Annotated in this window: 22 protein-coding genes; 11 read left to right on the forward strand and 11 right to left on the reverse strand. The window is 59.4% G+C overall.

Going from position 1 to position 22521, the window contains the following annotated elements; genetic code table 11:
* Positions 1 to 91 precede the first annotated feature (91 nt).
* Positions 92 to 1045 (forward strand): radical SAM protein, encoded by a 954-nt coding sequence (locus NOR97_RS08325; protein ID WP_257598801.1) that lies wholly within the window; start codon positions 92 to 94, stop codon positions 1043 to 1045.
* Here the strand turns inward: NOR97_RS08325 and NOR97_RS08330 are convergent, their stop codons facing one another.
* Both NOR97_RS08330 and NOR97_RS08335 read right to left on the reverse strand, forming a co-directional pair.
* A complete protein-coding gene (locus NOR97_RS08330) occupies positions 1046 to 1708 on the reverse strand; it encodes a hypothetical protein (protein ID WP_257598802.1) in 663 nt (220 codons plus the stop codon).
* A gap of 98 nt (positions 1709 to 1806) precedes the next feature.
* Entirely contained in the window at positions 1807 to 2076 is a 270-nt protein-coding gene (locus NOR97_RS08335; RefSeq protein ID WP_152458119.1) for an usg protein, read from the reverse strand.
* 193 nt (positions 2077 to 2269) lie between these two features.
* Between NOR97_RS08335 and gyrA the strand changes: the two genes are divergently transcribed.
* Positions 2270 to 4996 (forward strand): DNA gyrase subunit A, encoded by a 2727-nt coding sequence (gene gyrA / locus NOR97_RS08340; protein WP_257598803.1) that lies wholly within the window; start codon positions 2270 to 2272, stop codon positions 4994 to 4996.
* A 131-nt stretch (positions 4997 to 5127) separates the two neighbouring features.
* On the forward strand, positions 5128 to 5790 hold the full coding sequence (locus NOR97_RS08345; RefSeq protein WP_257598804.1) for a hemolysin III family protein: 663 nt from the start codon (positions 5128 to 5130) through the stop codon (positions 5788 to 5790).
* Between the two features lie 146 nt (positions 5791 to 5936).
* Here the strand turns inward: NOR97_RS08345 and NOR97_RS08350 are convergent, their stop codons facing one another.
* The 4 genes from NOR97_RS08350 to NOR97_RS08365 are packed head-to-tail and all read right to left on the reverse strand — an operon-like array spanning position 5937 to position 10258.
* The gene (locus NOR97_RS08350; protein ID WP_257598805.1) at positions 5937 to 6782 is read right to left on the reverse strand and encodes a PHB depolymerase family esterase; all 846 of its coding nucleotides are present in this window, start codon (positions 6780 to 6782) and stop codon (positions 5937 to 5939) included.
* 53 nt (positions 6783 to 6835) lie between these two features.
* Positions 6836 to 8305: a carboxypeptidase M32 gene (locus tag NOR97_RS08355; protein ID WP_257598806.1), complete on the reverse strand. Its 1470-nt coding sequence runs from the start codon at positions 8303 to 8305 to the stop codon at positions 6836 to 6838.
* 1 nt (position 8306) lies between these two features.
* Positions 8307 to 9455, reverse strand: a complete 1149-nt coding sequence (ctaA, locus tag NOR97_RS08360; RefSeq protein ID WP_257598807.1) for a heme A synthase — start codon at positions 9453 to 9455, stop codon at positions 8307 to 8309.
* Positions 9456 to 9514: 59 nt separating this feature from the next.
* Complete coding sequence (locus tag NOR97_RS08365) at positions 9515 to 10258, reverse strand: RNA methyltransferase (protein WP_170344120.1); 744 nt, start codon at positions 10256 to 10258, stop codon at positions 9515 to 9517.
* Between the two features lie 155 nt (positions 10259 to 10413).
* Between NOR97_RS08365 and NOR97_RS08370 the strand changes: the two genes are divergently transcribed.
* Positions 10414 to 11034, forward strand: a complete 621-nt coding sequence (locus NOR97_RS08370; RefSeq protein ID WP_257598808.1) for a thiamine phosphate synthase — start codon at positions 10414 to 10416, stop codon at positions 11032 to 11034.
* Here the strand turns inward: NOR97_RS08370 and NOR97_RS08375 are convergent.
* Positions 11031 to 12173 carry a HupE/UreJ family protein gene (locus NOR97_RS08375; protein WP_257598809.1) on the reverse strand — a complete coding sequence of 381 codons (1143 nt, stop codon included), beginning with the start codon at positions 12171 to 12173 and terminating at the stop codon, positions 11031 to 11033. The genes NOR97_RS08370 and NOR97_RS08375 overlap by 4 nt on opposite strands.
* 171 nt (positions 12174 to 12344) lie before the next feature.
* Between NOR97_RS08375 and NOR97_RS08380 the strand changes: the two genes are divergently transcribed.
* From NOR97_RS08380 to NOR97_RS08390, 3 genes are all read left to right on the forward strand, one after another.
* The gene (locus NOR97_RS08380) at positions 12345 to 13238 is read left to right on the forward strand and encodes a PfkB family carbohydrate kinase (protein ID WP_257598810.1); all 894 of its coding nucleotides are present in this window, start codon (positions 12345 to 12347) and stop codon (positions 13236 to 13238) included.
* Positions 13235 to 14146 (forward strand): pseudouridine-5'-phosphate glycosidase, encoded by a 912-nt coding sequence (locus NOR97_RS08385; RefSeq protein WP_257598811.1) that lies wholly within the window; start codon positions 13235 to 13237, stop codon positions 14144 to 14146. Before NOR97_RS08380 ends, NOR97_RS08385 begins: the two co-directional genes overlap by 4 nt.
* Positions 14147 to 14210: 64 nt before the next feature.
* Positions 14211 to 14888, forward strand: a complete 678-nt coding sequence (locus tag NOR97_RS08390; protein ID WP_170344115.1) for a DUF502 domain-containing protein — start codon at positions 14211 to 14213, stop codon at positions 14886 to 14888.
* Here the strand turns inward: NOR97_RS08390 and NOR97_RS08395 are convergent, their stop codons facing one another.
* The 3 genes from NOR97_RS08395 to NOR97_RS08405 form a co-directional block, all read right to left on the reverse strand.
* Positions 14889 to 15914 carry a patatin-like phospholipase family protein gene (locus tag NOR97_RS08395; RefSeq protein WP_170344114.1) on the reverse strand — a complete coding sequence of 342 codons (1026 nt, stop codon included), beginning with the start codon at positions 15912 to 15914 and terminating at the stop codon, positions 14889 to 14891. It abuts the gene before it with no gap.
* A 64-nt stretch (positions 15915 to 15978) separates the two neighbouring features.
* A complete protein-coding gene (locus NOR97_RS08400) occupies positions 15979 to 16752 on the reverse strand; it encodes a 3-hydroxybutyrate dehydrogenase (protein WP_257598812.1) in 774 nt (257 codons plus the stop codon).
* A gap of 135 nt (positions 16753 to 16887) precedes the next feature.
* On the reverse strand, positions 16888 to 17106 hold the full coding sequence (locus NOR97_RS08405) for a hypothetical protein (RefSeq protein WP_257598813.1): 219 nt from the start codon (positions 17104 to 17106) through the stop codon (positions 16888 to 16890).
* On the opposite strand from NOR97_RS08405, the gene NOR97_RS08410 reads away from it, so the two are divergent.
* The gene (locus tag NOR97_RS08410) at positions 17051 to 18868 is read left to right on the forward strand and encodes an extracellular solute-binding protein (RefSeq protein WP_374041567.1); all 1818 of its coding nucleotides are present in this window, start codon (positions 17051 to 17053) and stop codon (positions 18866 to 18868) included. The two genes, NOR97_RS08405 and NOR97_RS08410, sit on opposite strands and share 56 nt — an antisense overlap.
* 559 nt (positions 18869 to 19427) lie before the next feature.
* The gene (locus tag NOR97_RS08415) at positions 19428 to 19667 is read left to right on the forward strand and encodes a hypothetical protein (RefSeq protein ID WP_170344111.1); all 240 of its coding nucleotides are present in this window, start codon (positions 19428 to 19430) and stop codon (positions 19665 to 19667) included.
* Here the strand turns inward: NOR97_RS08415 and NOR97_RS08420 are convergent.
* Complete coding sequence (locus tag NOR97_RS08420; RefSeq protein ID WP_170344110.1) at positions 19656 to 20279, reverse strand: helix-turn-helix domain-containing protein; 624 nt, start codon at positions 20277 to 20279, stop codon at positions 19656 to 19658. The two genes, NOR97_RS08415 and NOR97_RS08420, sit on opposite strands and share 12 nt — an antisense overlap.
* Positions 20280 to 20343: 64 nt before the next feature.
* Between NOR97_RS08420 and NOR97_RS08425 the strand changes: the two genes are divergently transcribed.
* Together NOR97_RS08425 and NOR97_RS08430 are read left to right on the forward strand one after the other, a co-directional pair.
* Positions 20344 to 21861, forward strand: coding sequence for a class I adenylate-forming enzyme family protein (locus NOR97_RS08425; RefSeq protein WP_257598815.1), 1518 nt, complete (start codon positions 20344 to 20346; stop codon positions 21859 to 21861).
* Complete coding sequence (locus tag NOR97_RS08430; protein ID WP_257598816.1) at positions 21858 to 22517, forward strand: DsbA family oxidoreductase; 660 nt, start codon at positions 21858 to 21860, stop codon at positions 22515 to 22517. Before NOR97_RS08425 ends, NOR97_RS08430 begins: the two co-directional genes overlap by 4 nt.
* Positions 22518 to 22521: the final 4 nt, after the last annotated feature.

A 22521-nucleotide genomic window follows, 5' to 3' on the forward strand; every position in this document is an offset into this window, starting at 1 on the left:
CAAAACTCTGTCAGAACCGCTGCGTCACCCTTACCAAATCCGCGACAAAGGGCTAGATCAGATCGACGACCTCAAAGAACCGGATGCGGGAATGAAAGACAACGCCCCTCAGCTTGCCAATATCGGCAAGTTTCAAAACAAATCGGTGACAGCTGACGGCCAGGCCCGCGCAAAGGTTTCCCTGACACGGCCCGAAACCCTTTGGTTCAATACGGGCACTTTGTGCAATATCGAATGCGTGAACTGCTATATCGCCAGCAGCCCGACCAATGACGCGTTGGTTTACATCTCGGCTGACGAGGTCCGGAACTACCTGGATCAGATCGAAGACCGCAACTGGCCCGTGCACGAAATCGGGTTCACGGGCGGTGAGCCGTTCATGAACCCTGACATGATCGACATGACACACGCCGCGCTGGAACGCGGGTACAAGGTTCTGATCCTGACCAACGCAATGGCGCCGATGATGCGCCGCAAAATGCGCGAAGGGTTGCTGGGGTTGCAAAAGGAATTCAACCACATGTTGACTCTGCGCATTTCGGTCGATCACTTCCGCCCGGCCCTGCACGATGAAGAACGCGGCGACGGCAGTTTCGACAAAACCCTGGCCGGGATGGAATGGTTGCGCGACCACGGATTCAACATGGCCATCGCCGGGCGTACGGTCTGGGGGGATTCAGATGCGGAAAGCCGTGCGGGCTATGCCAGGTTCTTTGCCGAGCACGGATTTGATATTGACCCGCAGAACCCGGCTCGGACCGTTCTGTTCCCCGAAATGGACGAAACTGTCGAGGTTCCCGAAATCACCTCCGCTTGCTGGGGAATTCTGGACAAATCCCCCAACGACGTCATGTGCGCCAGCGCCCGTATGGTGGTCAAACGCAAGGGGGCCGAAAAACCTGCTGTCCTGGCCTGCACCCTGCTGCCCTACGAGCCCGAGTTCGAGATGGGCCATACCCTGGCCGAGGCCGAGGTGGACGTGTATCTGAACCACCCTCATTGCGCAAAGTTCTGCGTTTTGGGCGGGGCCAGTTGTTCTGGCTGATCAGTTCAACTCGGGCGATTTCCAGAACTTGGTGCCCGACGCGCCAGCCGATACGCGCCAGCCTTTTTTGTTGAGAACGAAGAACGAGCGTCCGTCCGTAAAACGCAGGGTTTCGCCCGTTTTGTCCTCGCCATACATGGCCCCTGTTTCTGCGGTCGCGTCATAGCCCTGGTTTATGAACTTATCCAGATCAGCAGGGGTTTCGAACAGGATCACGAATTTGGTCTCGAAACCGCCGATGCCGATGGCACCGCCAACACCGCCTGTTCCCATGTTCATGTATGTGTGTTGCCCGGTGTCTTTCGACACCGCCACACCCCGGCCATAGCCCGCCGACACAGGGAATACTGTAACCTTACGAGAGTCGAACACCGCATATCCGGAACTGACGTCATAGAGTGGCCGCGCATCGGGGTTTTCCGCCAAAAGCTGATCCAAAATCTCGCCTGCCATCGCGTCAAGCTTTGCGCGCGTCTCTTCGGGCGTTGCCTCGTTGGACAGCAGCTCCGAGGTGGACGTGATCGTATCGTCAACCGCCTCGGCGCCTTTGTCGATCGTCTTCCCGACGCTCTCGGCACCTTTCTTGATCTTGTCCAGAACACCCTCGGCCAAAACAGGGCTGCTTATGCAAAGCGCGGCAACAAAGAGAATGGCTCTGGTCATGGTTTTTCCTGTGATACCATCAGATTGGCAGTCACCATACGCGACTTGCCTCAAATGGGAACAGGAATTCCGAAACGCAGTCGGACCTGGCCGGTCACTCAGTTCACGCGAAACTCGCCAACCATGTTGCGCCACTCGCCCGGTGCGATCATCTTGCGGTGCGTGAATTTCACGGAATGCAGCGGCCCTTCGATTTCTCGTTGCCAAAACTCGATGAATTCGAACAGTTTGGGATGATCCGGCGCAAGGTCATATTCCTGCCAAATGAAGGTATTCAGGACGTGGACGTAATCGGGCATGTGATAGAAAAACTCGGCCGTTGTCAGGCCATAGCCCTTGAGCATCAATTCGGTTTCACTTGTCTTCATACAGACCTCCGGTTTGTTGCACGGTATTCTCAGGCTAGCACGAAAACCCCCTAATACTTAGATAACAATATGTTACTTGGATGTTACCAAGGATTCGGACCTCGGGAAGCGCTGCTTGCTTGCACCTTATGTGCCGGGTCTGATAAGGTGCATCCACAAGATATAGACCCAGCACAAAATACGGGCAGTTTACGTGAGCGATACGCCAGAAATCCCAGAAAACATGGATGAAACCCCGCCCGAGCGCCCTGTCTATGACGGCCCGACGGTCTCGATCGAATCCGAGATGCGCACGTCCTATCTGGACTATGCGATGTCGGTCATCGTGTCCCGCGCGATCCCCGATCTGCGCGACGGTTTGAAACCGGTACATCGGCGCATCCTCTATGCGATGCACGAGACCGGAAACACCCATGACAAACCCTATCGAAAATCGGCCCGTCCGGTGGGTGACGTGATGGGTAAGTATCACCCGCACGGCGACAGCGCGATCTATGACGCGCTGGTGCGGATGGCTCAGGATTTCTCGATGTCGCTGCCGCTGCTGGATGGTCAGGGCAATTTCGGCTCGATGGACGGCGACAACCCGGCGGCCATGCGTTACACCGAGGTCCGCATGGACAAGCCCGCCGCCGCCCTGCTGGCGGATATCGAGAAAGAAACGGTCGATTTCCAGGACAATTATGACGGCAAGGACAAGGAACCTACCGTCCTGCCCGCGCGGTTCCCCAACATGCTGGTCAACGGCGCCGGCGGTATCGCGGTCGGCATGGCCACCAACATCCCGCCGCACAATCTGGGCGAAGTGGTCGACGCGACGCTGGCGCTGATCGACGATCCGGACCTGACCAGCGAACAGCTGATCGAATACGTCCCCGGCCCCGATTTCCCCACAGGCGGCGTGATGCTGGGCCGATCCGGCGCGCGCAAGGCCTATCTGGAAGGCCGCGGCAGCGTCATCATCCGTGCCAAGACCCGCGTCGAGGAGTTGCGCAAGGACCGCTATGCCATCGTCGTGGACGAGATCCCCTATCAGGTGAACAAGGCCTCGATGATCGAGAAGATCGCCGAAGCGGTGCGTGAAAAGCGCATCGAAGGTGTCAGCCATGTTCAGGACGAATCCGACCGCAACGGCGTACGGGTGGTGGTCGAGCTGAAGCGCGACGCGACACCCGAGGTGGTGCTGAATCAGCTGTACCGCTTCACGCCGATGCAGACCTCGTTCGGCTGCAACATGCTGGCGTTGAACGGCGGCCGCCCCGAGCAGCTGACCCTGCGCCGCTTCCTGACCAGCTTCATCGACTTCCGCGAAGATGTCGTTGCCCGCCGCACCGCATACGACCTGCGCAAGGCGCGGGAACGCAGCCATGTCCTGTGCGGTCTGGCCGTTGCGGTCTCGAACGTGGACGAGGTCGTGGCCACGATCCGGTCCTCGGCCGACGCGGCCGAGGCGCGCGAAAAGCTGATGACCCGCCGCTGGCCCGCGGCCGAGATCGAAAGCTATCTGCGCCTGATCGACGACCCGCTTTCCAAGATGAACGACGACGGCACCTACAACCTGACCGAGGTTCAGGCCCGTGCCATCCTTGACCTGCGCCTGCAACGCCTGACGCAACTGGGCGTCAAAGAGGTCACGGACGAGTTGGAAGAGCTGGCCGCCAAGATCAAGGAATACCTGGATATCCTGTCCTCGCGCGAACGCATCATGGGCATCATCGCTGATGAACTGCGCAGCGTCCGCGAACAGTTCGCGGTACCGCGCCGCACCGAGATCGTCGACTGGTCCGGCGACATGGAAGACGAGGACCTGATCGAACGCGAAGACATGGTCGTGACCGTCACTTCCGGCGGCTATATCAAACGAACCCCGCTGGCCGATTTCCGCGCGCAAAAGCGCGGCGGCAAGGGGCTGTCGGGCATGCAGACCAAGGAAGAGGACGTGGTCACCACCCTCTTCGTGGCCAACACGCATACCCAGCTTCTGTTCTTCACCACCGACGGGATGGTCTACAAGCTCAAGACCTGGCGCCTGCCCCAATCGGGGCGCACCGGCAAGGGCAAGGCGATCGTCAACATCCTGCCGATACCCACGGGTGTTTCGATTGCGGCGATCATGCCGGTCGATGTGCCGGATGAGGAATGGGAAAACCTTCAGATCGTCTTCGCCACCAGCGCCGGCGACGTGCGCCGCAACGCGCTGAGCGACTTCACCAACGTCAAGCGCAACGGCAAGATCGCGATGGACCTGCCCGAGGGCGTGGAACTGGTCAACGCGCGCATCTGCTCGGACGATGACGACGTGATGCTGGTCACCAATTCCGGCCGGGCGATCCGTTTCTCCACAACCGACGTGCGGGTGTTCAAGGGGCGCAAATCGACCGGCGTGCGCGGCATCCGGTTGAACGCGGGCGACCGTGTGGTCTCGATGTCGGTGATCCGCCATTTCGAGGCCACCCCGGACGAGCGCGCCGCCTATCTGAAGATGCGTCGCCTGATGGCCGGCGTGACCGATGACACCGAAACCGACGAGGATGGCGGCAATGCCGACAGCATCCTGCCGCAGGAACGCTATGCCGAGATGTCGGCGGCCGAGAACCTGATCCTGACCATCACGGCCAAAGGATCGGGCAAGCTCAGCTCGTCGCATGACTACCCGGTGCGCGGTCGTGGCGGCATGGGCGTGATGGCGATGGACAAGGCGATGCGGGGCGGCCCGCTGGTGGCCTCGTTCCCGGTCGAAATCGACGACCAGATCATGCTGGCCACCTCCAAGGGTCAGTCGATCCGGGTTCCGGTCGACGGCATCTCGTTCCGGTCCCGCAGTGCCGGCGGGGTCAAGGTGTTCAACACCGGCAAGGGCGAAGAGGTCGTCAGCGTCGCCCGGATCGCCGATCAGGGTGATGAGGAAACCGAAGAATAGCCCTCACGCTCAATTACGGATCTGAAACAAAACGCTCGCCCTGCGGGCGTTTTGTCATTCTGGATCACGATATCGACAACTCTCGGGATGATCTGCTTGCCCGAAGCCATTCTGCCGCCTAGCCTTTTCATATGTGGTCTTTTGCGCATATCCGACCAGCTTACAGTCGCACGGAACGGATCAGCGACGGTGTGGTCCATGTGCTCGGTGTCTCAAGTGCGTTGGTTGCCGTACCCCTGCTGATCACAATGACCATCTATTACCGGTATGATCAATCTGCGGTTCTGGGTGCCTCGGTTTACGGGGTGACGCTGATACTCATGCTCACGTTTTCCGCCTTGTACAACATGGTCGAAAACGAGGAATGGCGCGGGTTTCTGCAGCGCCTCGATCATTCTGGCATCTACGTCAAGATCGCTGGGACCTATACGCCGTTTCTTCTGTTGTCCGGTGCTCAGCCCCCGGGGCTGCTACTCGGATTGTGGTCTTCGGCGACGCTTGGGTCGGTTCTCAAGATGCTGGACCCAAACCGGTTCCGTTGGTTCGGGCTTGCGTTATACCTATTGATGGGTTGGGCGGTGGTCTGGGCCGGGCAATCCATGTTGGCTGACCTGTCCCCCACAATCGTCACGCTGATGATTGCCGGAGGGCTCGTGTACACGGCCGGGGTCGCCTTCTACCTGCTGGACTGGCTGCCGTTCCACAACACGATCTGGCACGTATTTGTGCTGCTGGGCAGCGTATTGTTTTTTGCGGCGGTCGCGGCCCGAATCGAACTGGTTCAGGTCGTTTAGGATAACCTGCGCGCATTTGTTCAGTAAAAAATTTTGGTCAGAATGAAAGAAAGCGGCCCCCCAAAGATAGAGTCGCGAGTGAAGCCGTAGACCCTCCCGCGTCCACCTCTCCATATCCACCAGACCAGTTTTGCGTTGGAAGCCCCCTATTCCAAAGCATTCACCGTCTCAAACCAGTCAAGCATCAGATCGCTCCGGCCACTTGGAACGCCATGCCCGGCCTCATAACCGATCACCGAAACGGTCGAACCGGTTTTACAACCGCTTAGAATGCGCTGATCATGGCTATCTGTCTCAACAACTTCATCCTTTTGGCAGCCTGCAGAAGATGCGAGCGTTAACGTAGCCTCAACTGCACCCATATATCCCGGATCGGACCACGAAGACCCGGAACCGGCGAATGGAATAACCGTGTCGTCATGACCATGGCTATAGAACATATCGAAATCGAAGTCCGCTGAAGCACAATCCCCAGGCTTGCCACGCACCGGTGTTCCAGCAATAGGGGCGAATGCTTTTAAACGTGGGTCAATATCTGCAAAGGCAAGATACCAAGCGAAGGATCCGCCTCGGGAATGGCCAGTGGTTACGATCTGCGCCGGATCAACGGGGAATCGAGCTAACACGTCCTCAAGCATATTGGCAATGAACTCAAAATCATCCCGGCCATAATATGCGTCATTCCAAACCCACCTTGTACCCGGGCCGTTTCGGTATTCAATTTCCAGCGCGGTCGGAACGACAATGGCATACCCGCGCTCCAGTATCGGCTTGACAAGAAATGCACTCTGAATCACCCGCTGCCCCGTTCCGCGCGATCCATGAAGAAAGATCACGGCCGGAAATGGTCCTTCGCCCTTCGGAAACAATACACTGTATTGCCGCCCTGAAACCATACATGGGGCACCCACGCCGCCACATTCCTGTGCTCGGTACAGATGTGAAAAGCTCTCCGCAGGTCGCGCTGGTTTGAGTGCCAAAACCAGAGCCATTGCTGCAATGCAAAGAGCAATGAGCCTTACCGTTCAGTTGCCGCTCCGTGCTTTCACAGCCCATATATCGCGCTGAATTTCTGTTCCAGATATCCCAGCAAAGGTTCGGGACCCGGCTCAATGCCGCTTGCCCGTCGGATAATCTCGCGCGGGGCATAAAGCCCGCCGTGCTGCTGGACGTGTTCGCGCAGCCAAGCAGTTGCGCCAGATGTGTCGCCGTCTGCCAGTTGGTCATCCAGCCCCGGCACCGCCGCTCGCAGGGCCTGATACAGACATCCTGCATAGACATTGCCCAGCGAATAGGTCGGGAAGTACCCGAACAGCCCGACCGACCAGTGCACATCCTGCAAGCAGCCGTTCGACGGTTTGTCGACCGCATAACCGAAGTCAGCCTTGAAGCGGTCATTCCAGGCCGCCTCAAGTTCGTTGACCTGCAAGTCTCCGGCCATCAAAGCGCGCTCAAGATCGAAGCGAAGCATGATGTGCAGATTGTATTGCACTTCATCGGCTTCGGTGCGGATATAGCCGTTGTGAACCCGGTTGACGGTGGCATAGAACGCGTCTGCATCGGCAATTCCGAAATCGCCGAATGCGACTTTCATCTGATCGAACAACCAGCCCGTAAACGCACGCGAACGGCCAAGCTGGTTTTCATAGATCCGACTTTGGCTTTCATGCACACCCATGGATACGCCACGCCCCAGTGGCGTCAGCAGGTAGTCGCGGTCGATCCCCTGTTCGTAAGCGGCGTGGCCGACCTCGTGAATGGTGGAATAAAAGCAGTTGAACGGGTCCGTTTCGCTGGTTCGCGTGGTGATGCGCACATCCAGACCCGAACCCGAGCTGAACGGATGAACCGCCTTGTCCACACGGCCGTTGTTCAGGTCATAGCCGAAGGTAATCGCCAGTTTTTGCGCAAGCTGCATCTGGATCAGCTCATCAAAGCTGCCGCTCAGCGCGGCAGGTTCCGGGCGATCCAGTACGGCCGCGCGCAAGGCCACCAGACGTGGGCGCATCTCATCGAAAATGGCCGCGATCTGAGCGCCGGTCGTATAGGGTTCATAATCCTCGACCATGGCGTCATAGACGTCTCCGCCCTGTGCCAGCGCCTCACCTTCCTGACGCTTCAGCGATACGACCTCTTCCAGCACCGGAAGGAACGCCGAGACATCTTCATCCGCGCGCGCCTGGGCCCATGTTCCCTGTGCGGCGGACGTAATTCGGGCAATCGCCGTAGCCAGATCGGCAGGCACCTTGACCGCCCGATCATAGGCGCGCCGGATTTCCCGAAGCTGCGCCTTTCCGACTTCATCCTGTGGGGCCGCCTGATCCAGCCACTCTGCCACGCGTGGATCTGCACGACGCGCATGAAGGACCGCCTCGATAGCGGCCATTTCTTCGGCACGTTGAGGTGCGGCCCCACGCGGCATGACGGTTTCCTGATCCCAGCCAAGCCGACCGGCAATCTGGCCCAATGCCGAGGTGTCACGCTGAAAAGCCATCAGTTCATCGAAAGCGGTCATGTTATTTTACTCCGCGCACAGATGTTGCGATTGGATATGCAGTCAGGAACCGTGCGCGCAGGATCAGAGTCCAGACGACGACGGCCATGAACTGGTGGAAGATGGCGATCTGCCAGGGCGCTCCGTAGACGACGGTTACGATACCGACGACAAACTGCACCGACAGGGCCGCAAAAGCCGCATTGACGGCGAAGCGCGTCTGAGGATGCGCGCTGCTGCTGCCGCGGCGCCAGACGAAGATGCCAAAGGCGAACAAGGCATAGCCCACGCAGCGGTGGATGAACTGTACCAGCCCCGGGCTTTCGAAGAAATTGCGCCACATCGGTTCAAGTGCGGTGGCGTCCGGCGGCAGCAGCTGCCCGCCGATCAGCGGCCAGTCGGTATAAGACCGTCCGGCGTCGATCCCGGCGACAAGCGCGCCAATGAGTATTTGCAAAAAGGCGAAATGCATGAGGCCCGTGGACAGCGAGAACAATTTCGCTTCCTTCATGCGGCGCGCCTGCATCAGGTCACGTTCTTCCCGGCCGAGCTCGAAAATATACCAAGCGAGGAACCCGAGAATAACGAAGGCCAGTCCCAGATGGGTGGCCAGGCGATAGCTGGCGACGGCGGTCATCCCCTCGCCCTGCGTCACGCCCGAAGCGACCATCCACCAGCCGACAGCACCCTGGAGACCGCCCAAAAGGCCGGGGATCAGCAGCTTGCCTGTCCAACCCGTGGGTATCTTGCGGGCCACGAGGAAACCCAGAAAACCGGCGGCCCAGACCAGCCCGATCAAGCGGCCCAGTTGGCGATGCCCCCATTCCCACCAGTAGATGGTTTTGAAGTCGCTCAGCTGCATCCACTGGTTCTGAATGCGCCACTGGTCGATCAGCTTGTACTTGTCGAACTCGGCCTGCCAGTCGGCCTCGGACATCGGTGGAACTGCTCCGGTGATCGGGCGCCATTCGGTGATCGACAGCCCGCTGTCAGTCAGACGCGTCAGGCCGCCGACTGTGATCATCACGACGACCAGGGCAAACAGGATCATCAGCCAGGCACGGATTGCCTTGCGCGCGCCGCCACGCCCCCGGTCGATCATACCGGGTTGAACCGCCTGTTGTTTTTCCGTGTCCGAGACCTCTTCGAAGATGCTGCGCTTACCGCTCATGCTGTCCTCATGTCCTGATTTCGTCGCAAGCTAGGGTGTGGTGGAAGATAGGTCCAGCCTCAGCCCTTGTCTTTCCAGCGGACCATCTGCCGCATGATCCCGTGCAGCATCTGCACGTCGGCCCGCGTCATCCGCATCCGCGACCACAGGTTGCGCAGGTTGATCTTCATGCCCTCGGCCTTTTCTGGGGGGTAGAAGAACCCGGCCTCTTCCAGCCGGTCCTCGTAGTGCTCGACCAGTTTTTCGACTTCGATCCCCGTGGCCCAGTCGCCCTTGCCCAGATCGGTGGATTCATGCACCACGTCGCCGGTCTGGCGCATCCACTCGTAAGCGGTCAGCAAGACGCATTGGCCCAGGTTCAGCGACGCGTATTCCGGGTTCACAGGCACCGAGATGATTGCGTTTGCCTTGGCGATGTCTTCGTTCTCCAACCCCGCGCGTTCGGGGCCGAACAGAACCGCAACCTTTTCGCCCGCCGCTACCTTTTCAGCGGCGATCTGCATGGCGCGCTCGGGGCTGTAGACGGGTTTTGTCAGCCCGCGTTGCCGTGCAGTGGTGGCGAAGACAAAAGTGCTGTCGGCCAGCGATCCGGCCAGATCGTCAAACAGCTGCGCTTCGTCCAGCAACCGGCCCGCACCGCTGGACATCGCCACCGCCTTGGGGTTCGGCCAGCCGTCACGGGGCGCCACGATGCGCATCCGGTCCAGCCCAAAGTTCCACATCGCCCGGGCCGCGGCACCGATATTCTCACCCATCTGCGGGCGAACAAGCACGAAGGAAGGCTGGGATTTGTCGCTGGGCATGGTTCACCTTATGAAAACTTGGCCTGCTGTAATCGGCAGGCACTTGCAGGGCAAGGCGTTGGGGGTGTTATTTGCGCGGCCTCAGCCATAAAAGTTTGCTTCCCCGCCGCAATCCGCTAAACCGCGCCAAAGACTGAAACCCGAAGGACGCGCCCATGGACACCCCCGAGCAGCCGCAGATTTACCTGATCACGCCTCCGACGATCGAGCTGAGCACGTTCCCCGCCAAACTGGCCTCGGTTCTGGACGGGGCCGAGATCGCCTGCATCCGCCTGGCGCTGGCTGGCAACGACGAAGATACCATTGCCCGTGCTGCTGATGCCTGCCGCGAGGTGGCCCACGCCCGCGACGTGGCCATCGTTATCTCGAACCACGTGCTGCTGGCGCAACGTCTGGGGCTGGACGGGGTGCATCTGGATGACGGCGCGCGCTCGGTCCGTGCCGCGCGCAAGGAACTGGGCGCGGACGCGATCGTCGGAAGCTTCTGCGGCGCGTCCAGCCATGACGGCATGACGGCGGGCGAACACGGCGCGGATTATGTGGCCTTCGGCCCCGTAGGCACTGCCACGTTGGGCGACGGAACCCGCGCCGAAAAGGATCTGTTCCAATGGTGGTCCGAGATGATCGAAGTTCCGGTCGTGGCCGAAGGCGGCCTGACGCCTGAACTGATCGGTGATCTGGCCCCCTGCACCGATTTCTTTGGTATCGGCGACGAGATCTGGGGCGGTGACGACCCGCTGGGTGCGCTGAACAGGCTGCTGGCGGCGATCTCTTAAGCCAGCAACCAGGGTTCAGCCATCCAATACACGCCGATCCCGGCGATCAGAATCGAGGCCAGAACCGAAATCCGGCCTCGTGTTCTGTGTGACCCGCCTGCAACCAAAAGCGCGCAGGCAAAGGCCAGAACAGCCACGAAGACAATCGGCATTATATTTCCGACGCCAAACCCAAAAACAGCCGGGGCCAGATGATCGGGCGGCACCCCGATCCCAGTCAGAGCCGTAGCCAATATCACCCCGTGAAGACTGCCTGTGGCAAGCACAGCCAACAGGCGCCAGACCTGCAAGTGCCGGGCCACCAGGTTCCATAGCGCCAGAATGATGATCGCAGCCACCAAGGCCTGATCCTGCATGTTTTCTGGTACGTCCAGCACGCCGTACATGCCCAACCCGAGCCCGATAAAAACTCCTGCTGCCAAAAACGCCACCTGAGACATCACAGGCCGCAGGCTCAGCGTCAGCATCACGAGTGTCAGAACAAGGATGGATGGCTTGAGGGGGCTTTGAACAAATCGGCTGATCCCCTTTGCGAAATACGTCTGCAATGTCTGCTCGGTCGTCAGCGACGCCCCGCCCTGCAACGGGATCAACGGGCTGATTTCTCCGGCCGTCAGAAACCCTGTATACGGGGCCACAACGTTTTGCTGACGAAGCACAACCGACCCGCCGTGCAGCGGCCAGGTCAGGCGCAGGTTCGATGCCTGATCCGACAAATAAGCGGTCAACAACAATTTGGAAACACGCACTTTTTCGACATCTCCCACCACGGGAATACGCACACCTTCATAAGACAGGTCCAGGCGATCAGGTGCTTCGACAACAAGGTTCTGCTTCCAGACCTGAACGAAATTTCTGATCTGAGGTTCCAGTTCCGACGACACCAATCGTCGCAGAGATCGGTACTGTGAATTGCCGGAATAAGCGTCGGGTTGTGTCGGATCGGCACCGGCCAGCATAGCCTCGGCGTTCAGTTTCACCTCGAGAAACAGAGTGTCATCCTTGACCCAGAAATCAATGACCGTCGGCGGGGCCGTTTGCGCCTTTACGGATCCCGGATGCAAGGTCAGAAGAACGAAAAAACTCAGGGCGCAGGTATTGAGGGCTCGGAGGATGGCACGGAAGACAGGGCCATTCATACGAAACGCTCCAACAGGAAAACAAAATCACCAATCATTGCATTTGATTGTTCCCGCGAAGGCCTCGGATCGCAAGCCCAAAGGCCATTTCGGCCCAGGCCGGTCGGGAATCTCTTGTTGCGAAGACGTTCCGGCTTGCACGGGCAACACTGCTGCGGCATGACGTCCCCTATGACTCAGAACACCAATATCCTGTGCATCGGCTCGGTCCTTTGGGACGTGATCGGCCGATCGGCCAGCGCCATGCGACAGGGCTCGGACGTGCCGGGCCGGATCACCCGCCTGCCCGGCGGCGTTGCGATGAACATCGCCATGACACTGGTTCGGTTCGGGATGACGCCCACCCTGCTGACCGCCATTGGCCGTGATCCCGAAGGCGACGAGCTTGTCCATGCCTGTTCACGCCTCGGCATGGTGACGGATCACATCTATCGGTCGCAGGATTTGCCGACTGACCGCTATATGGCCGTCGAAGGTGCGAACGGGTTGATCGCGGCGATTGCCGACGCGCATTCGCTGGAGGCCGCAGGCGCAAAGATACTGCGCCCCTTGATGCACGGGCCTTTGGGCTATGAGAACGCACCGTTTGAGGGCCCGATCGCACTGGATGGCAATCTGACACTGGACCTGCTGGAAGAAATTGCCCAAAGCCCTGCTTTTGCCCGTGCTGATCTGCGCGTGGCCCCGGCCTCGCCCGGCAAGGCCGAACGTCTGCTGCCCTTCCTGAAACACGCCCGTGCCACGCTCTATGTGAACCTCGAAGAGGCTGGCATCCTGTGCCAGCGCGAATTCCCTGATTCCGAATCCGCCGCGAAAGGCCTTCTGGATCGCGGCGCGCTGCGCGTTCTGGTCACCGATGGCGGCAATTCGGCAACCATCGGCAGCGCGACAGAAGTCCTGACGCAAACACCCCCTGCCGTTCTGGTCACCCGCGTGACCGGTGCCGGGGATACTTTCATGGCGGCCCATATCGCCTCAGAATCCCGCGGTGCATCCAGTGACGAGGCTCTGGCCCGCGCCCTGCACGCCGCTGCAACCTACGTTTCCGGAGAAACCCCACTGTGATCGACATCCAATACTCAGCCGAAGTCCGCGCCGCCAAGGACGCGGGCCTGCCCATCGTTGCGCTGGAAAGCACCATCATCACCCACGGGATGCCCTACCCGCAGAACATCGAAGTCGCGGCACAGGTCGAACAGGACATCCGCGATGCGGGTGCGGTTCCTGCAACCATGGCCGTGATCGAAGGCAAATTGCATGTGGGGCTTGAGCAGGATCAGCTGCAATGGCTGGGTCAGGCACAAGGCGTTGCCAAGATCTCGCGCGCGGACATGGCAGCGTGCATCTCGACCGGTGGCACCGGGGCCACCACCGTTGCCGCCACGATGATCGCCGCGCATTATGCCGGGATCGAGGTTTTTGCCACCGGCGGTATCGGCGGCGTGCATCAGGGGGCCGAGACCACGTTCGACATCTCTGCCGATCTGCACGAGCTTGGGCATACGCCCGTGACCGTCGTCGCAGCCGGGGCGAAAGCCATCCTGGACCTTGCCAAAACGCTTGAGGTTCTGGAAACGCTGGGCGTGCCTGTGATTGCACATGGTCAGGACGAGTTTCCTGCGTTCTGGTCGGCAAAGTCGCCCTTTGCCGCGCCCCTGCGCATGGACAGTGCCGACGCCATCGCCAAGGCCCACTCCACCCGCCGCGCGCTGGGTCTGCCGGGCGGGCAGTTGGTGGCAAACCCGATTCCGGCCGCCGATCAGATTCCGGCCGAGGAACTGGCCCCGATCATCGCCGAAGCCCAGTCAGATGCGGATGCCCATCGTATCACCGGCAAAGCCGTGACCCCCTATCTGCTGCAACGTATCTTTGAAAAGACCGAAGGCCGGTCCCTGGTCGCCAACATCGCCCTTGTTCGAAACAATGCGCGGTTGGCGGCCAAGATCGCGCAAGCGCTGGTCAAACAGAGGTGACGTTAACCTATTGTACCAAGGCCGTGGATTGACTACCTAATTCCGGAAACCATTCGGAACCGCAATGAATACACCGTTCGACGAAGAACCTCACCGCCGCCCGGGCATGCTTTCACGGCTGCGCGCGTCCTTTCTGACGGGCGTCGTGGTCATTGCGCCTGTCTGGTTGACGGTCTGGCTGATCTGGTCGGTGGTCGGCTGGATAGACAGCGCGGTCCTGCCGCTGGTGCCCCACCAGTTCCAGCCCGAACAGTATGTGGGCATCAACCTGCGCGGTGTGGGCGTGGTGATCTTCCTGATATTCACCGTTCTGGTCGGCTGGATCGCCAAGGGCATTCTGGGCCGTTCCCTGATCCACTTCGCCGAAAGCGTTGTTGACCGGATGCCTGTCGTGCGCTCGGTCTATTCCGGGATCAAACAGATTTCGGAAACGGTGTTTGCCCAGACTGAGCGGTCTTTTGAAAAAGCCTGCCTGATCCAGTACCCGCGTCGCGGAATCTGGGCCATCGGCTTTGTCTCGACCAGCGCCAAGGGTGAGGTAAGCGAACGCGCCGAAACCGGCGGAGAGCTGCTCAGCGTCTTCGTACCCACGACACCCAACCCGACATCGGGGTTCCTGCTGTTCTTCCCCGAAGAAGACGTGATTCTGCTGGATATGAGCATCGAAGACGCAGCCAAACTGGTGATTTCAGCGGGGCTTGTCTATCCGAATGGAAAAGATCCGACCCAGCCGCCCGAGTGATCAGCTGAACATCGCAGGCAGATCAATTGTGCTGGCCTGACCCAAATCGTCCTTGTGTTCCGCAAGAAAACCATCCGCCGCGTCCCGTCCGGCCTGTTTCAGCTTATGCAGAATGACCGGATTGGGCACGGTCTTGGTGGCAACGGACAGGCTGTTCATCAACGCGTCATCCGCAATCATGTGAACCAGAACACGGCTCATCTCTCCGGAAGTCAGCTTGCCCTCTTTCAGCAACCGTTGGACAAAGCTGATCGCCCGCAACTCGCGAAACAGGGATGAGTTGAAGCTGATCTCGTTGATCCGGTTCTGGATTTGCTGCGGTGTGACCGGAACTTCGTCGCGCTCCAGCGGATTGATGTTCACGATCACCACGTCATCCGGCAAATCATCGTTGAACAGCGGATAGAGCGCCGGATTGCCGGTATACCCTCCGTCCCAATAGGCTTCGGTCCGGTTTGTCTTCGGGTCAAAAATCTCAACCGCCTTGAACAGGGTCGGCAAACAGGCCGAGGCCAGAATAGCCTCCGTGCTGATCTCGTCTCCGGTAAAGACGCGGATCTTGCCGCTGCGTACGCAAGTGGCGCACACAAACAGGCGCGGGCCTTCTTCCGCGCATATCTCGTCAAAATTGAACCTGTCCACCACCGGCTTCAAGGGGTTGCTGTAGAACGGCCCGTACGCATAGGGCGACACCATCCGCGACCACGCATCCCCGATCGAAAACGGCACAGAATATTCCACCGCTTGCGCGATGGCCGCCGGTTCCAGGCCGCGAAACCAGTTGGCAAAACGCATGTCGCCAATAGCGCCCATGCGCGTCCACAACCCATCCAGGCGCGCCCGCGCGCCTTCGCGCCCGGAATGAACCATACCAGATTTGTAGGCCGCACCGTTCAGCGCCCCTGCGGAAGTTCCTGTGATGGCAGCGACCTCGATGTCTTCCTCGTCCAAAAGACGATCTAGCACACCCCAGGTGAACGCCCCATGCGCCCCACCTCCTTGCAAAGCCAGATTGATCCGCTTCATACCGCAACCCCTTCATCTTTTTCAAAATACTCCGGGGGTGTGGGGGCAGCGCCCCCACGAAACCTCAAAGCGCTGTCCAGCCGCCATCGACGGAAATCGTGGTTCCGGTGATCTGAGCCGCCGCGTCCGAGCACAGAAAGACAGTCGTTCCACCCAGTTGCTCGACGGTGGCGAACTCCTTGGACGGTTGCCGTTCCAAAAGAATGTTCTTCACAACGTCCTCACGGCTCATGTTGTATTCTTTCATCGTATCGGGGATCTGCGACTCGACCAGCGGCGTCAGCACATATCCCGGGCAGATGGCGTTGCAGGTGATCGGCTCTTGCGCGGTTTCCAGCGCTACGGTCTTGGTCATTCCCACCACGCCGTGTTTGGCCGCAACATATGCCGCCTTGTAAGGGGATGCCGTCAGACCGTGGGCCGAGGCGATGTTCACCACCCGTCCCCAACCCGCCTTGCGCATCATCGGCAACGCGGCCGCCGTGGTGTGAAAGGCCGAGTTCATGTTGATTGCGATAATCGCGTCCCATTTGTCTACCGGGAATTTGTCGATCGGCGAGACATGCTGAATCCCGGCATTGTTCACCAGAATGTCACAAGACCCCGCCTGTTCGATCAAGGATCGGCATTCCTCGCCCTTGGACATGTCGGCCTTGATGTAGCGCGTATTGGTTCCGGTCTCTTTCGCAATTTCGGCGGCCAGCGCGTGATCTTCATCGCGATCGGTAAAGGAATTCAGAACCACATCGGCACCGGCCTTGGCCAGCTCGCGCGCGACGCCCAGCCCGATGCCCGAATTTGATCCCGTGATGATTGCCGTTTTGCCGGACAGGCTCATGTCCATTCTCCCTCAAGCGTTGATCAGGCGCACCATGCCATGCTGCACCTGCAAAGAAAACGGGGAAACACTTCACATTGGAATCCCGGCCTGAGACTTCGCGACGCACAAAAAAACGCCCGCACGAAGCGGGCGTTAAGTTATTGAGGCAGGTTTCATACAGGCAAGAAACCTATCGAGCAGTGCAACCTTTATAAGCAATTCTGCGCCTTGGTCCAAGCTAAAAGTTTGATAATAAGAAAAATCATCACTACGGTGAACACCAACAAAATAAGGCCAGAGCAGGATTGTTTCCAAAATGAGCCCGGATTTTCTCCGTCCGTTTCGATCCCTTTTGGCGGGAATCGCCAGCATTTTCGTGATCTCCGTCGCCCATGCAGAATCGTCTCATGGCATAGCTATGTACGGGGACCCGGCCCTACCACCGGATTTTGTGTCTCTCCCATACGCCAACCCGGATGCCCCCAAAGGCGGCAAAGCGGTGTTCGGAAACACGGGCGGCTTTAACAGCCTGAACCCGTTTTTGCAAAAAGGCACCGCGCCATGGCAGTTGCCTTTCTGGACCCATGAAAGCCTGATGGGGCGATCCTGGGACGAACCTTTCACACTTTACGGGCTGTTAGCCGAATCAGTTGAGACCGATCCAGACCGGTCCTGGGTCGAATTCACCCTGCGGGAGGAGGCGCGTTTTTCAGACGGCACCCCGGTCACGGTCGATGATGTGATCTGGTCTTACGAGACTTTGGGTACCCAGGGGCATCTGCGCTATCGCGGGCTTTGGGGCAAGATCGACAGTATCGAACAAACCGGCCCGCGTTCGGTGCGGATCACGTTCAATGAGCCCGACCGAGAGCTTGCGCTGCTGGCCGGGATGCGCCCGATCCTGAAAAAAGCGCAATGGGATGGCAAGGATTTCGCGGATGCACAACTGCATGATGTGCCGATTGGAACCGGCCCCTATGTGATCGAAAGCTACGAAGCGGGGCGCTTTGTGAATCTGCGACGCAATCCGGACTATTGGGGGACCGACATTCCGTTTCGCCGCGGCACCATGAACCTTGATGAGCTGCGGATCGAATTCTACGGCGACGGCAGCGTCTTGTTCGAAGCTTTCAAAGCCGGAGAGTTGTCGGCCGTTCGTGAATTCAATGCCGACAAATGGGACACGCAATACAACTTTCCCGCCGTGCAGCGCGGCGACGTCATCAAGACTGAAATTCCGCATGGAAAACCGTCGGGAATGACCGGGTTCGTGATGAACACACGAAAGGCTCCGTTCGACGACTGGCGCGTGCGCGAAGCGCTGATGCTTGCGTTCAACTTCGAGTTCATCAACGACACGATAACCGGTGGCGCCCAACCAAGGATCACGTCTTATTTCTCGGGGTCCGACCTTGCCATGCAGCCCGGCCCAGCCCGGGGGCAGGTAAAAGACCTGTTGCTTCCTTACGCTGACATCCTGTTGCCCGGCACGCTGGAAGGGTATGAACTGCCGAAGGGGGACGGATCGGCCCGGAACAGGGCAAACCTTCGCAAGGCCACCAAGCTTTTGAGCGAGGCAGGCTGGACCGTTCAGGACGGCGTACTGCGTAACGAAAATGGTGATGCCTTTCAGGTGACTTTCCTGCTGCAACAGGGCGACAGCGAGATGGCAACCGTGGTCGAGATCTATTCCCGCGCGCTGGAACGTCTTGGCATCCAGGTCACGACGGAACAGGTCGACAATGCCCAATATGTCGGGCGCACGTCTGAACTGGACTTTGACGTCACAACATTCCGCCGGGCGCTTTCCCTGTCTCCTGGCAATGAACAGCGTCTTTATTGGGGCAGCGAAACTGCTGATGCCCCCGGCACACGCAACCTGATGGGCGTATCCTCGCCCGCAGTTGATGCCATGATCGATGCCATGCTGGCCTCAAAAACCCGCGAGGACTTTACCGCCGCCACCCGTGCGCTGGACCGGGTACTGACAGCAGGCCGCTATGTCATCCCGATCTGGAGCTTTGACATCGGACGCATTGCGCATGTCAAAGAACTGAAGCACCCGAAAACCCTGCCCATCTATGGCGACGGTCCGCAATACATGCCAGAGGTATGGTGGTACGACGCCCGATAGAGGCGTGATCCACAGGCCAGCCGATGGATATGTGATCCCGGCTGGTCCTTCCAAGCGGGCATTCCAAACGTCGGAGGCTCGAAGCTCCACCTGTTCCGTACAATCTCCGGTCAGAAAGTTTCCATCAGTCGGCAAAATTCAGCACATTGCCACGTCATACAAGATATCGTTTGATCGCACACAAACCGCCATAAAGTGCTGCCAACACCATCATCACCGGGTGATCCCGCAGGAAACGCCCTCGAACAGTTTTACTCATCCATAAAAATCTGTATATAAACGGCATATTTAGCCGTCAGAAACAGCCGGAGACAGCCCAAGATCCCGGACTGCCCGGACAATCTGACGCTGGAAACCAAAGAACAAACGGGCCCGCCGCCACTCACACCAAATGTAGGCCCGTCGGCCCGTTGCGGAAACTTCGCAGCGGGCACAAATCCCCCTCGAAAAAGCGTGGTCCAGCGCTGCGACATTTTGTCATGTCTTACCCTGCGGCACCCTATCCGTACTCTGGTATCGGGGGAGAGCAGTCCTAATCGTTGCTAAGGGAAGCTCATTGATGATGAACTGGACCGATCTTACGAACGACTGGAATGCGGCATGCGAACGCGCAAAGCGGCGTTTCCCGAACCTGCGTGACAAGGACATGATGCGCGTGTTGAAGGATCGAAAAGGGTTTGAAGCCTATTTGGCCGAACGTCACCAACTTACGATGAACGAGGCGCATGAAGAGGTCGAAGATTTCCTGTTCACCGAAGGGCTGAACCGGGAATTCAGCCGAACCGCTTTAGGCAAGTGATGTGACCCAAAGGATCGTCGCGTCTTCGTCACTGACGGAAATCACGTTGTGGCCCATGCTGCCGTCGTAATACGCACTGTCCCCTCTGCGCATCTCAACCGGCTCGTAAAACTCGGTGTAAAGCTTGACGACACCGGTCAGCACATACATGAATTCTTCACCGTCATGGCGCACCCAGCCGTCAAATTCATCCATTGACCTTGCACGGACCCGCGCACGATAGGGCAGCATTTGTTTCTTGGTCAGGGTTTCGGCCAGCAGCTCGTGTTCATAGGTTGTGGTGGCATGAGCCGTGCCGTCGCCCACACGGGTGATCGCCATGCGTCCGATCACCTGATCGCGCTGGGGCGGCGTGAACAGTTGCGGAACAGAAATCTCCAGCCCGGTCGCAAGCTTCTTGAGCGCGTCGTAGGTCGGCGACATCTGCCCGTTTTCAATCTTGCTGAGGGTCGAACGTGCCAATCCGGCCTGACTGGCCGCCTGTTCCAATGTCCATTCCCGCGCTTTGCGCAGCTCTCGCACACGTGCGCCAAGGTCCAACGGTTCGACTTCGGTATGGGCGCCAGAGTCGCGGGCAATTCGGATCAGAGATTTGGGATCTTGAGTGCTCATGACCCTTCTATAGGCCCGGCCAGCCACGCTTGCAACGCGACAGGCGGCGCGATAGCCAGAGGCCATGTTGTCAATCTTCGATCAGGGGTCGCCCGCACCCTGCCCCGCGCCATTCAATCTGGCGGCTCATGTTCTTGGCCGCGCCGATCACGCGCCGGACAAAGTGGCCTTGTCGGTATTGCGCCCGAATGGCGGGCAGGACTGGACCTATCGCGATCTGAAAGCAGCCGTGCTGGGCACCGGCGCGGGGTTGCTGCGGGCCGGGTTGAAACCCGGTGATATCGCCCTGATGCGGTTGGGAAACACGGTGGATTTCCCGATTGCCTATCTGGCGGCAATTGCCGTGGGTATCGTGCCGGTGCCGACATCGTCGCAGCTGACGGAACCCGAAACCGCCAAAATGATCGACGAGCTTTCTCCGGCGGCCATTCTGCGTGATCCGGGCGTTGCCTGCGCCTCGCATTCCAGGCAGATCGGGCTGGACGCGTTGAAAGCGATGCGAAACCTGCCCCCGGCAGATTTTGACATGGGCGATCCGGAACGTATGGCCTATGTCGTCTACACCTCTGGAACTTCGGGCAAGCCTCGGGCCGTGGCCCATGCCCATCGGGCAATCTGGGCGCGGCAGATGATGGTGGATGGCTGGTATGGTCTACGCGAGACCGACCGGCTGTGTCACGCGGGGGCTTTCAACTGGACCTATACGCTGGGCACCGGCCTGATGGATCCATGGACCATGGGGGCAACCGCCCTGATCCCGGAACCCGGCACCGATTTAACGGCCCTGCCAGAGTTGCTGCGCCAGCATGGCGCAACGATCTTTGCTGCGGCCCCGGGGGTCTTTCGCAAGTTGGTGCAAGGGCGCAATCGGTTGGAACTGCCAGACCTGCGCCACGGATTGTGCGCGGGTGAGAAACTGTCGCGCGCCCTGCACGAACAGTGGCTGAACGCCACCGGCACCGAGCTGTTCGAAGCCTACGGCATGTCCGAATGCTCTACTTTCATTTCCTCCAGCCCGGATCATCCTGCGCGCGGCGACGCATTGGGACAACCGCAACCCGGGCGTCGTGTGGCGATCCTTGGTCCGGACGGTCCGGTGCCACAGGGGCAGGAAGGCACCATCGCCATTCACCGGTCTGACCCCGGGTTGATGCTGACCTATCTCAACGCACCCGATGAGGTTGAAACGCGGATGCAGGGAGGTTGGTTTCTGACCGGCGATCAGGGCGCCATGGCGGTGGATGGCCAGATCAGCTATCTGGGCCGCGACGACGACATGATGAACGCGGGTGGCTATCGCGTGTCCCCGGTCGAGGTCGAAGCCGCCCTGTCCCGCTTTCCGGGCATCACCCAAGTCGGCGCCGCCGCGGTCGAGGTCAAACCGGACACATTTGTGATCGCGGCCTTCTATACGGGCCCGGAAAAGCTGGACGATGCGGCCTTGCGCACCTATGTCGAAGCCAACCTGGCGCGGTACAAACAACCCCGCGCCTTCATCCATCTGCCTGCCCTGCCGACCGGCGGAAACGGCAAACTCCTGCGCCGGGCGCTGCCGGCCTATTTCGAGGCACCAACAAAATGACCCAGACCGTCAAGCTCGACATCCTGTCCGATCCGATCTGCCCGTGGTGCTATATCGGCAAGACTCAACTGGACAAGGCACTGGCCAACGCGCCCGACCACCCCTTTGTCATTGAATGGCATCCGTTCCAGTTGAACCCTGACATGCCGGATGCGGGAATGGATCGGCGCGAGTATCTCGAGCGCAAGTTCGGCGGCAAGGACGGCGCGGTTCGCGCCTATGCGCCGGTGGTGGAACAGGCCGAAAAGGCAGGTCTGAACATCAACTTCGAGGCCATGGAACGTACCCCCAACACGCTGGACGCCCATCGCCTGATCCATTGGGCTGGCATCGAAGGCAAGCAGAACGAGGTGGTGGATGCGCTGTTCGACGCCTATTTCGTACAGGGTCGCGACATCGGCGACCACGAGGTGCTGGCCGACATCGCAGACAGCACCGGAATGGACGCAGCCGTGGTCATGAAGCTGCTGAAATCAGACGCCGACCGCGAGGAAATCCGCAACCGCGATGCTCATTCCCGCAAAATGGGCGTCAGTTCGGTCCCGACCTTCATCGTCGCCAATCAACACGCAGTTCCCGGCGCCCAACCTCCTGAAATGTGGGAGAAAGTGATCGCTGAAATCATGTCTCAACTTGAGGCTTCCCCTGCAGAATAGCACA

The sequence above is a fragment of the Ruegeria sp. YS9 genome (assembly GCF_024628725.1).
Lineage (GTDB): Bacteria > Pseudomonadota > Alphaproteobacteria > Rhodobacterales > Rhodobacteraceae > Ruegeria > Ruegeria atlantica_C.

What these genes read in the sequence shown, in the direction of transcription:
- NOR97_RS08355 (WP_257598806.1), bottom strand. Translation starts at nt 8,305, where the DNA reads ATGACCGCTTTCGATGAACTGATGGCTTTTCAGCGTGACACCTCGGCA.
- NOR97_RS08425 (WP_257598815.1), top strand. Translation starts at nt 20,344, where the DNA reads ATGTTGTCAATCTTCGATCAGGGGTCGCCCGCACCCTGCCCCGCGCCA.
- NOR97_RS08370 (WP_257598808.1), top strand. Translation starts at nt 10,414, where the DNA reads ATGGACACCCCCGAGCAGCCGCAGATTTACCTGATCACGCCTCCGACG.
- NOR97_RS08380 (WP_257598810.1), top strand. Translation starts at nt 12,345, where the DNA reads ATGACTCAGAACACCAATATCCTGTGCATCGGCTCGGTCCTTTGGGAC.
- NOR97_RS08415 (WP_170344111.1), top strand. Translation starts at nt 19,428, where the DNA reads ATGATGAACTGGACCGATCTTACGAACGACTGGAATGCGGCATGCGAA.
- NOR97_RS08325 (WP_257598801.1), top strand. Translation starts at nt 92, where the DNA reads ATGAAAGACAACGCCCCTCAGCTTGCCAATATCGGCAAGTTTCAAAAC.
- NOR97_RS08410 (WP_374041567.1), top strand. Translation starts at nt 17,051, where the DNA reads ATGAGCCCGGATTTTCTCCGTCCGTTTCGATCCCTTTTGGCGGGAATC.
- ctaA (WP_257598807.1), bottom strand. Translation starts at nt 9,455, where the DNA reads ATGAGCGGTAAGCGCAGCATCTTCGAAGAGGTCTCGGACACGGAAAAA.
- NOR97_RS08420 (WP_170344110.1), bottom strand. Translation starts at nt 20,279, where the DNA reads ATGAGCACTCAAGATCCCAAATCTCTGATCCGAATTGCCCGCGACTCT.
- NOR97_RS08405 (WP_257598813.1), bottom strand. Translation starts at nt 17,106, where the DNA reads ATGCTGGCGATTCCCGCCAAAAGGGATCGAAACGGACGGAGAAAATCC.
- NOR97_RS08375 (WP_257598809.1), bottom strand. Translation starts at nt 12,173, where the DNA reads ATGAATGGCCCTGTCTTCCGTGCCATCCTCCGAGCCCTCAATACCTGC.
- NOR97_RS08395 (WP_170344114.1), bottom strand. Translation starts at nt 15,914, where the DNA reads ATGAAGCGGATCAATCTGGCTTTGCAAGGAGGTGGGGCGCATGGGGCG.
- NOR97_RS08390 (WP_170344115.1), top strand. Translation starts at nt 14,211, where the DNA reads ATGAATACACCGTTCGACGAAGAACCTCACCGCCGCCCGGGCATGCTT.
- NOR97_RS08330 (WP_257598802.1), bottom strand. Translation starts at nt 1,708, where the DNA reads ATGACCAGAGCCATTCTCTTTGTTGCCGCGCTTTGCATAAGCAGCCCT.
- NOR97_RS08430 (WP_257598816.1), top strand. Translation starts at nt 21,858, where the DNA reads ATGACCCAGACCGTCAAGCTCGACATCCTGTCCGATCCGATCTGCCCG.
- NOR97_RS08335 (WP_152458119.1), bottom strand. Translation starts at nt 2,076, where the DNA reads ATGAAGACAAGTGAAACCGAATTGATGCTCAAGGGCTATGGCCTGACA.
- NOR97_RS08400 (WP_257598812.1), bottom strand. Translation starts at nt 16,752, where the DNA reads ATGAGCCTGTCCGGCAAAACGGCAATCATCACGGGATCAAATTCGGGC.
- NOR97_RS08350 (WP_257598805.1), bottom strand. Translation starts at nt 6,782, where the DNA reads ATGGCTCTGGTTTTGGCACTCAAACCAGCGCGACCTGCGGAGAGCTTT.
- NOR97_RS08345 (WP_257598804.1), top strand. Translation starts at nt 5,128, where the DNA reads ATGTGGTCTTTTGCGCATATCCGACCAGCTTACAGTCGCACGGAACGG.
- NOR97_RS08365 (WP_170344120.1), bottom strand. Translation starts at nt 10,258, where the DNA reads ATGCCCAGCGACAAATCCCAGCCTTCCTTCGTGCTTGTTCGCCCGCAG.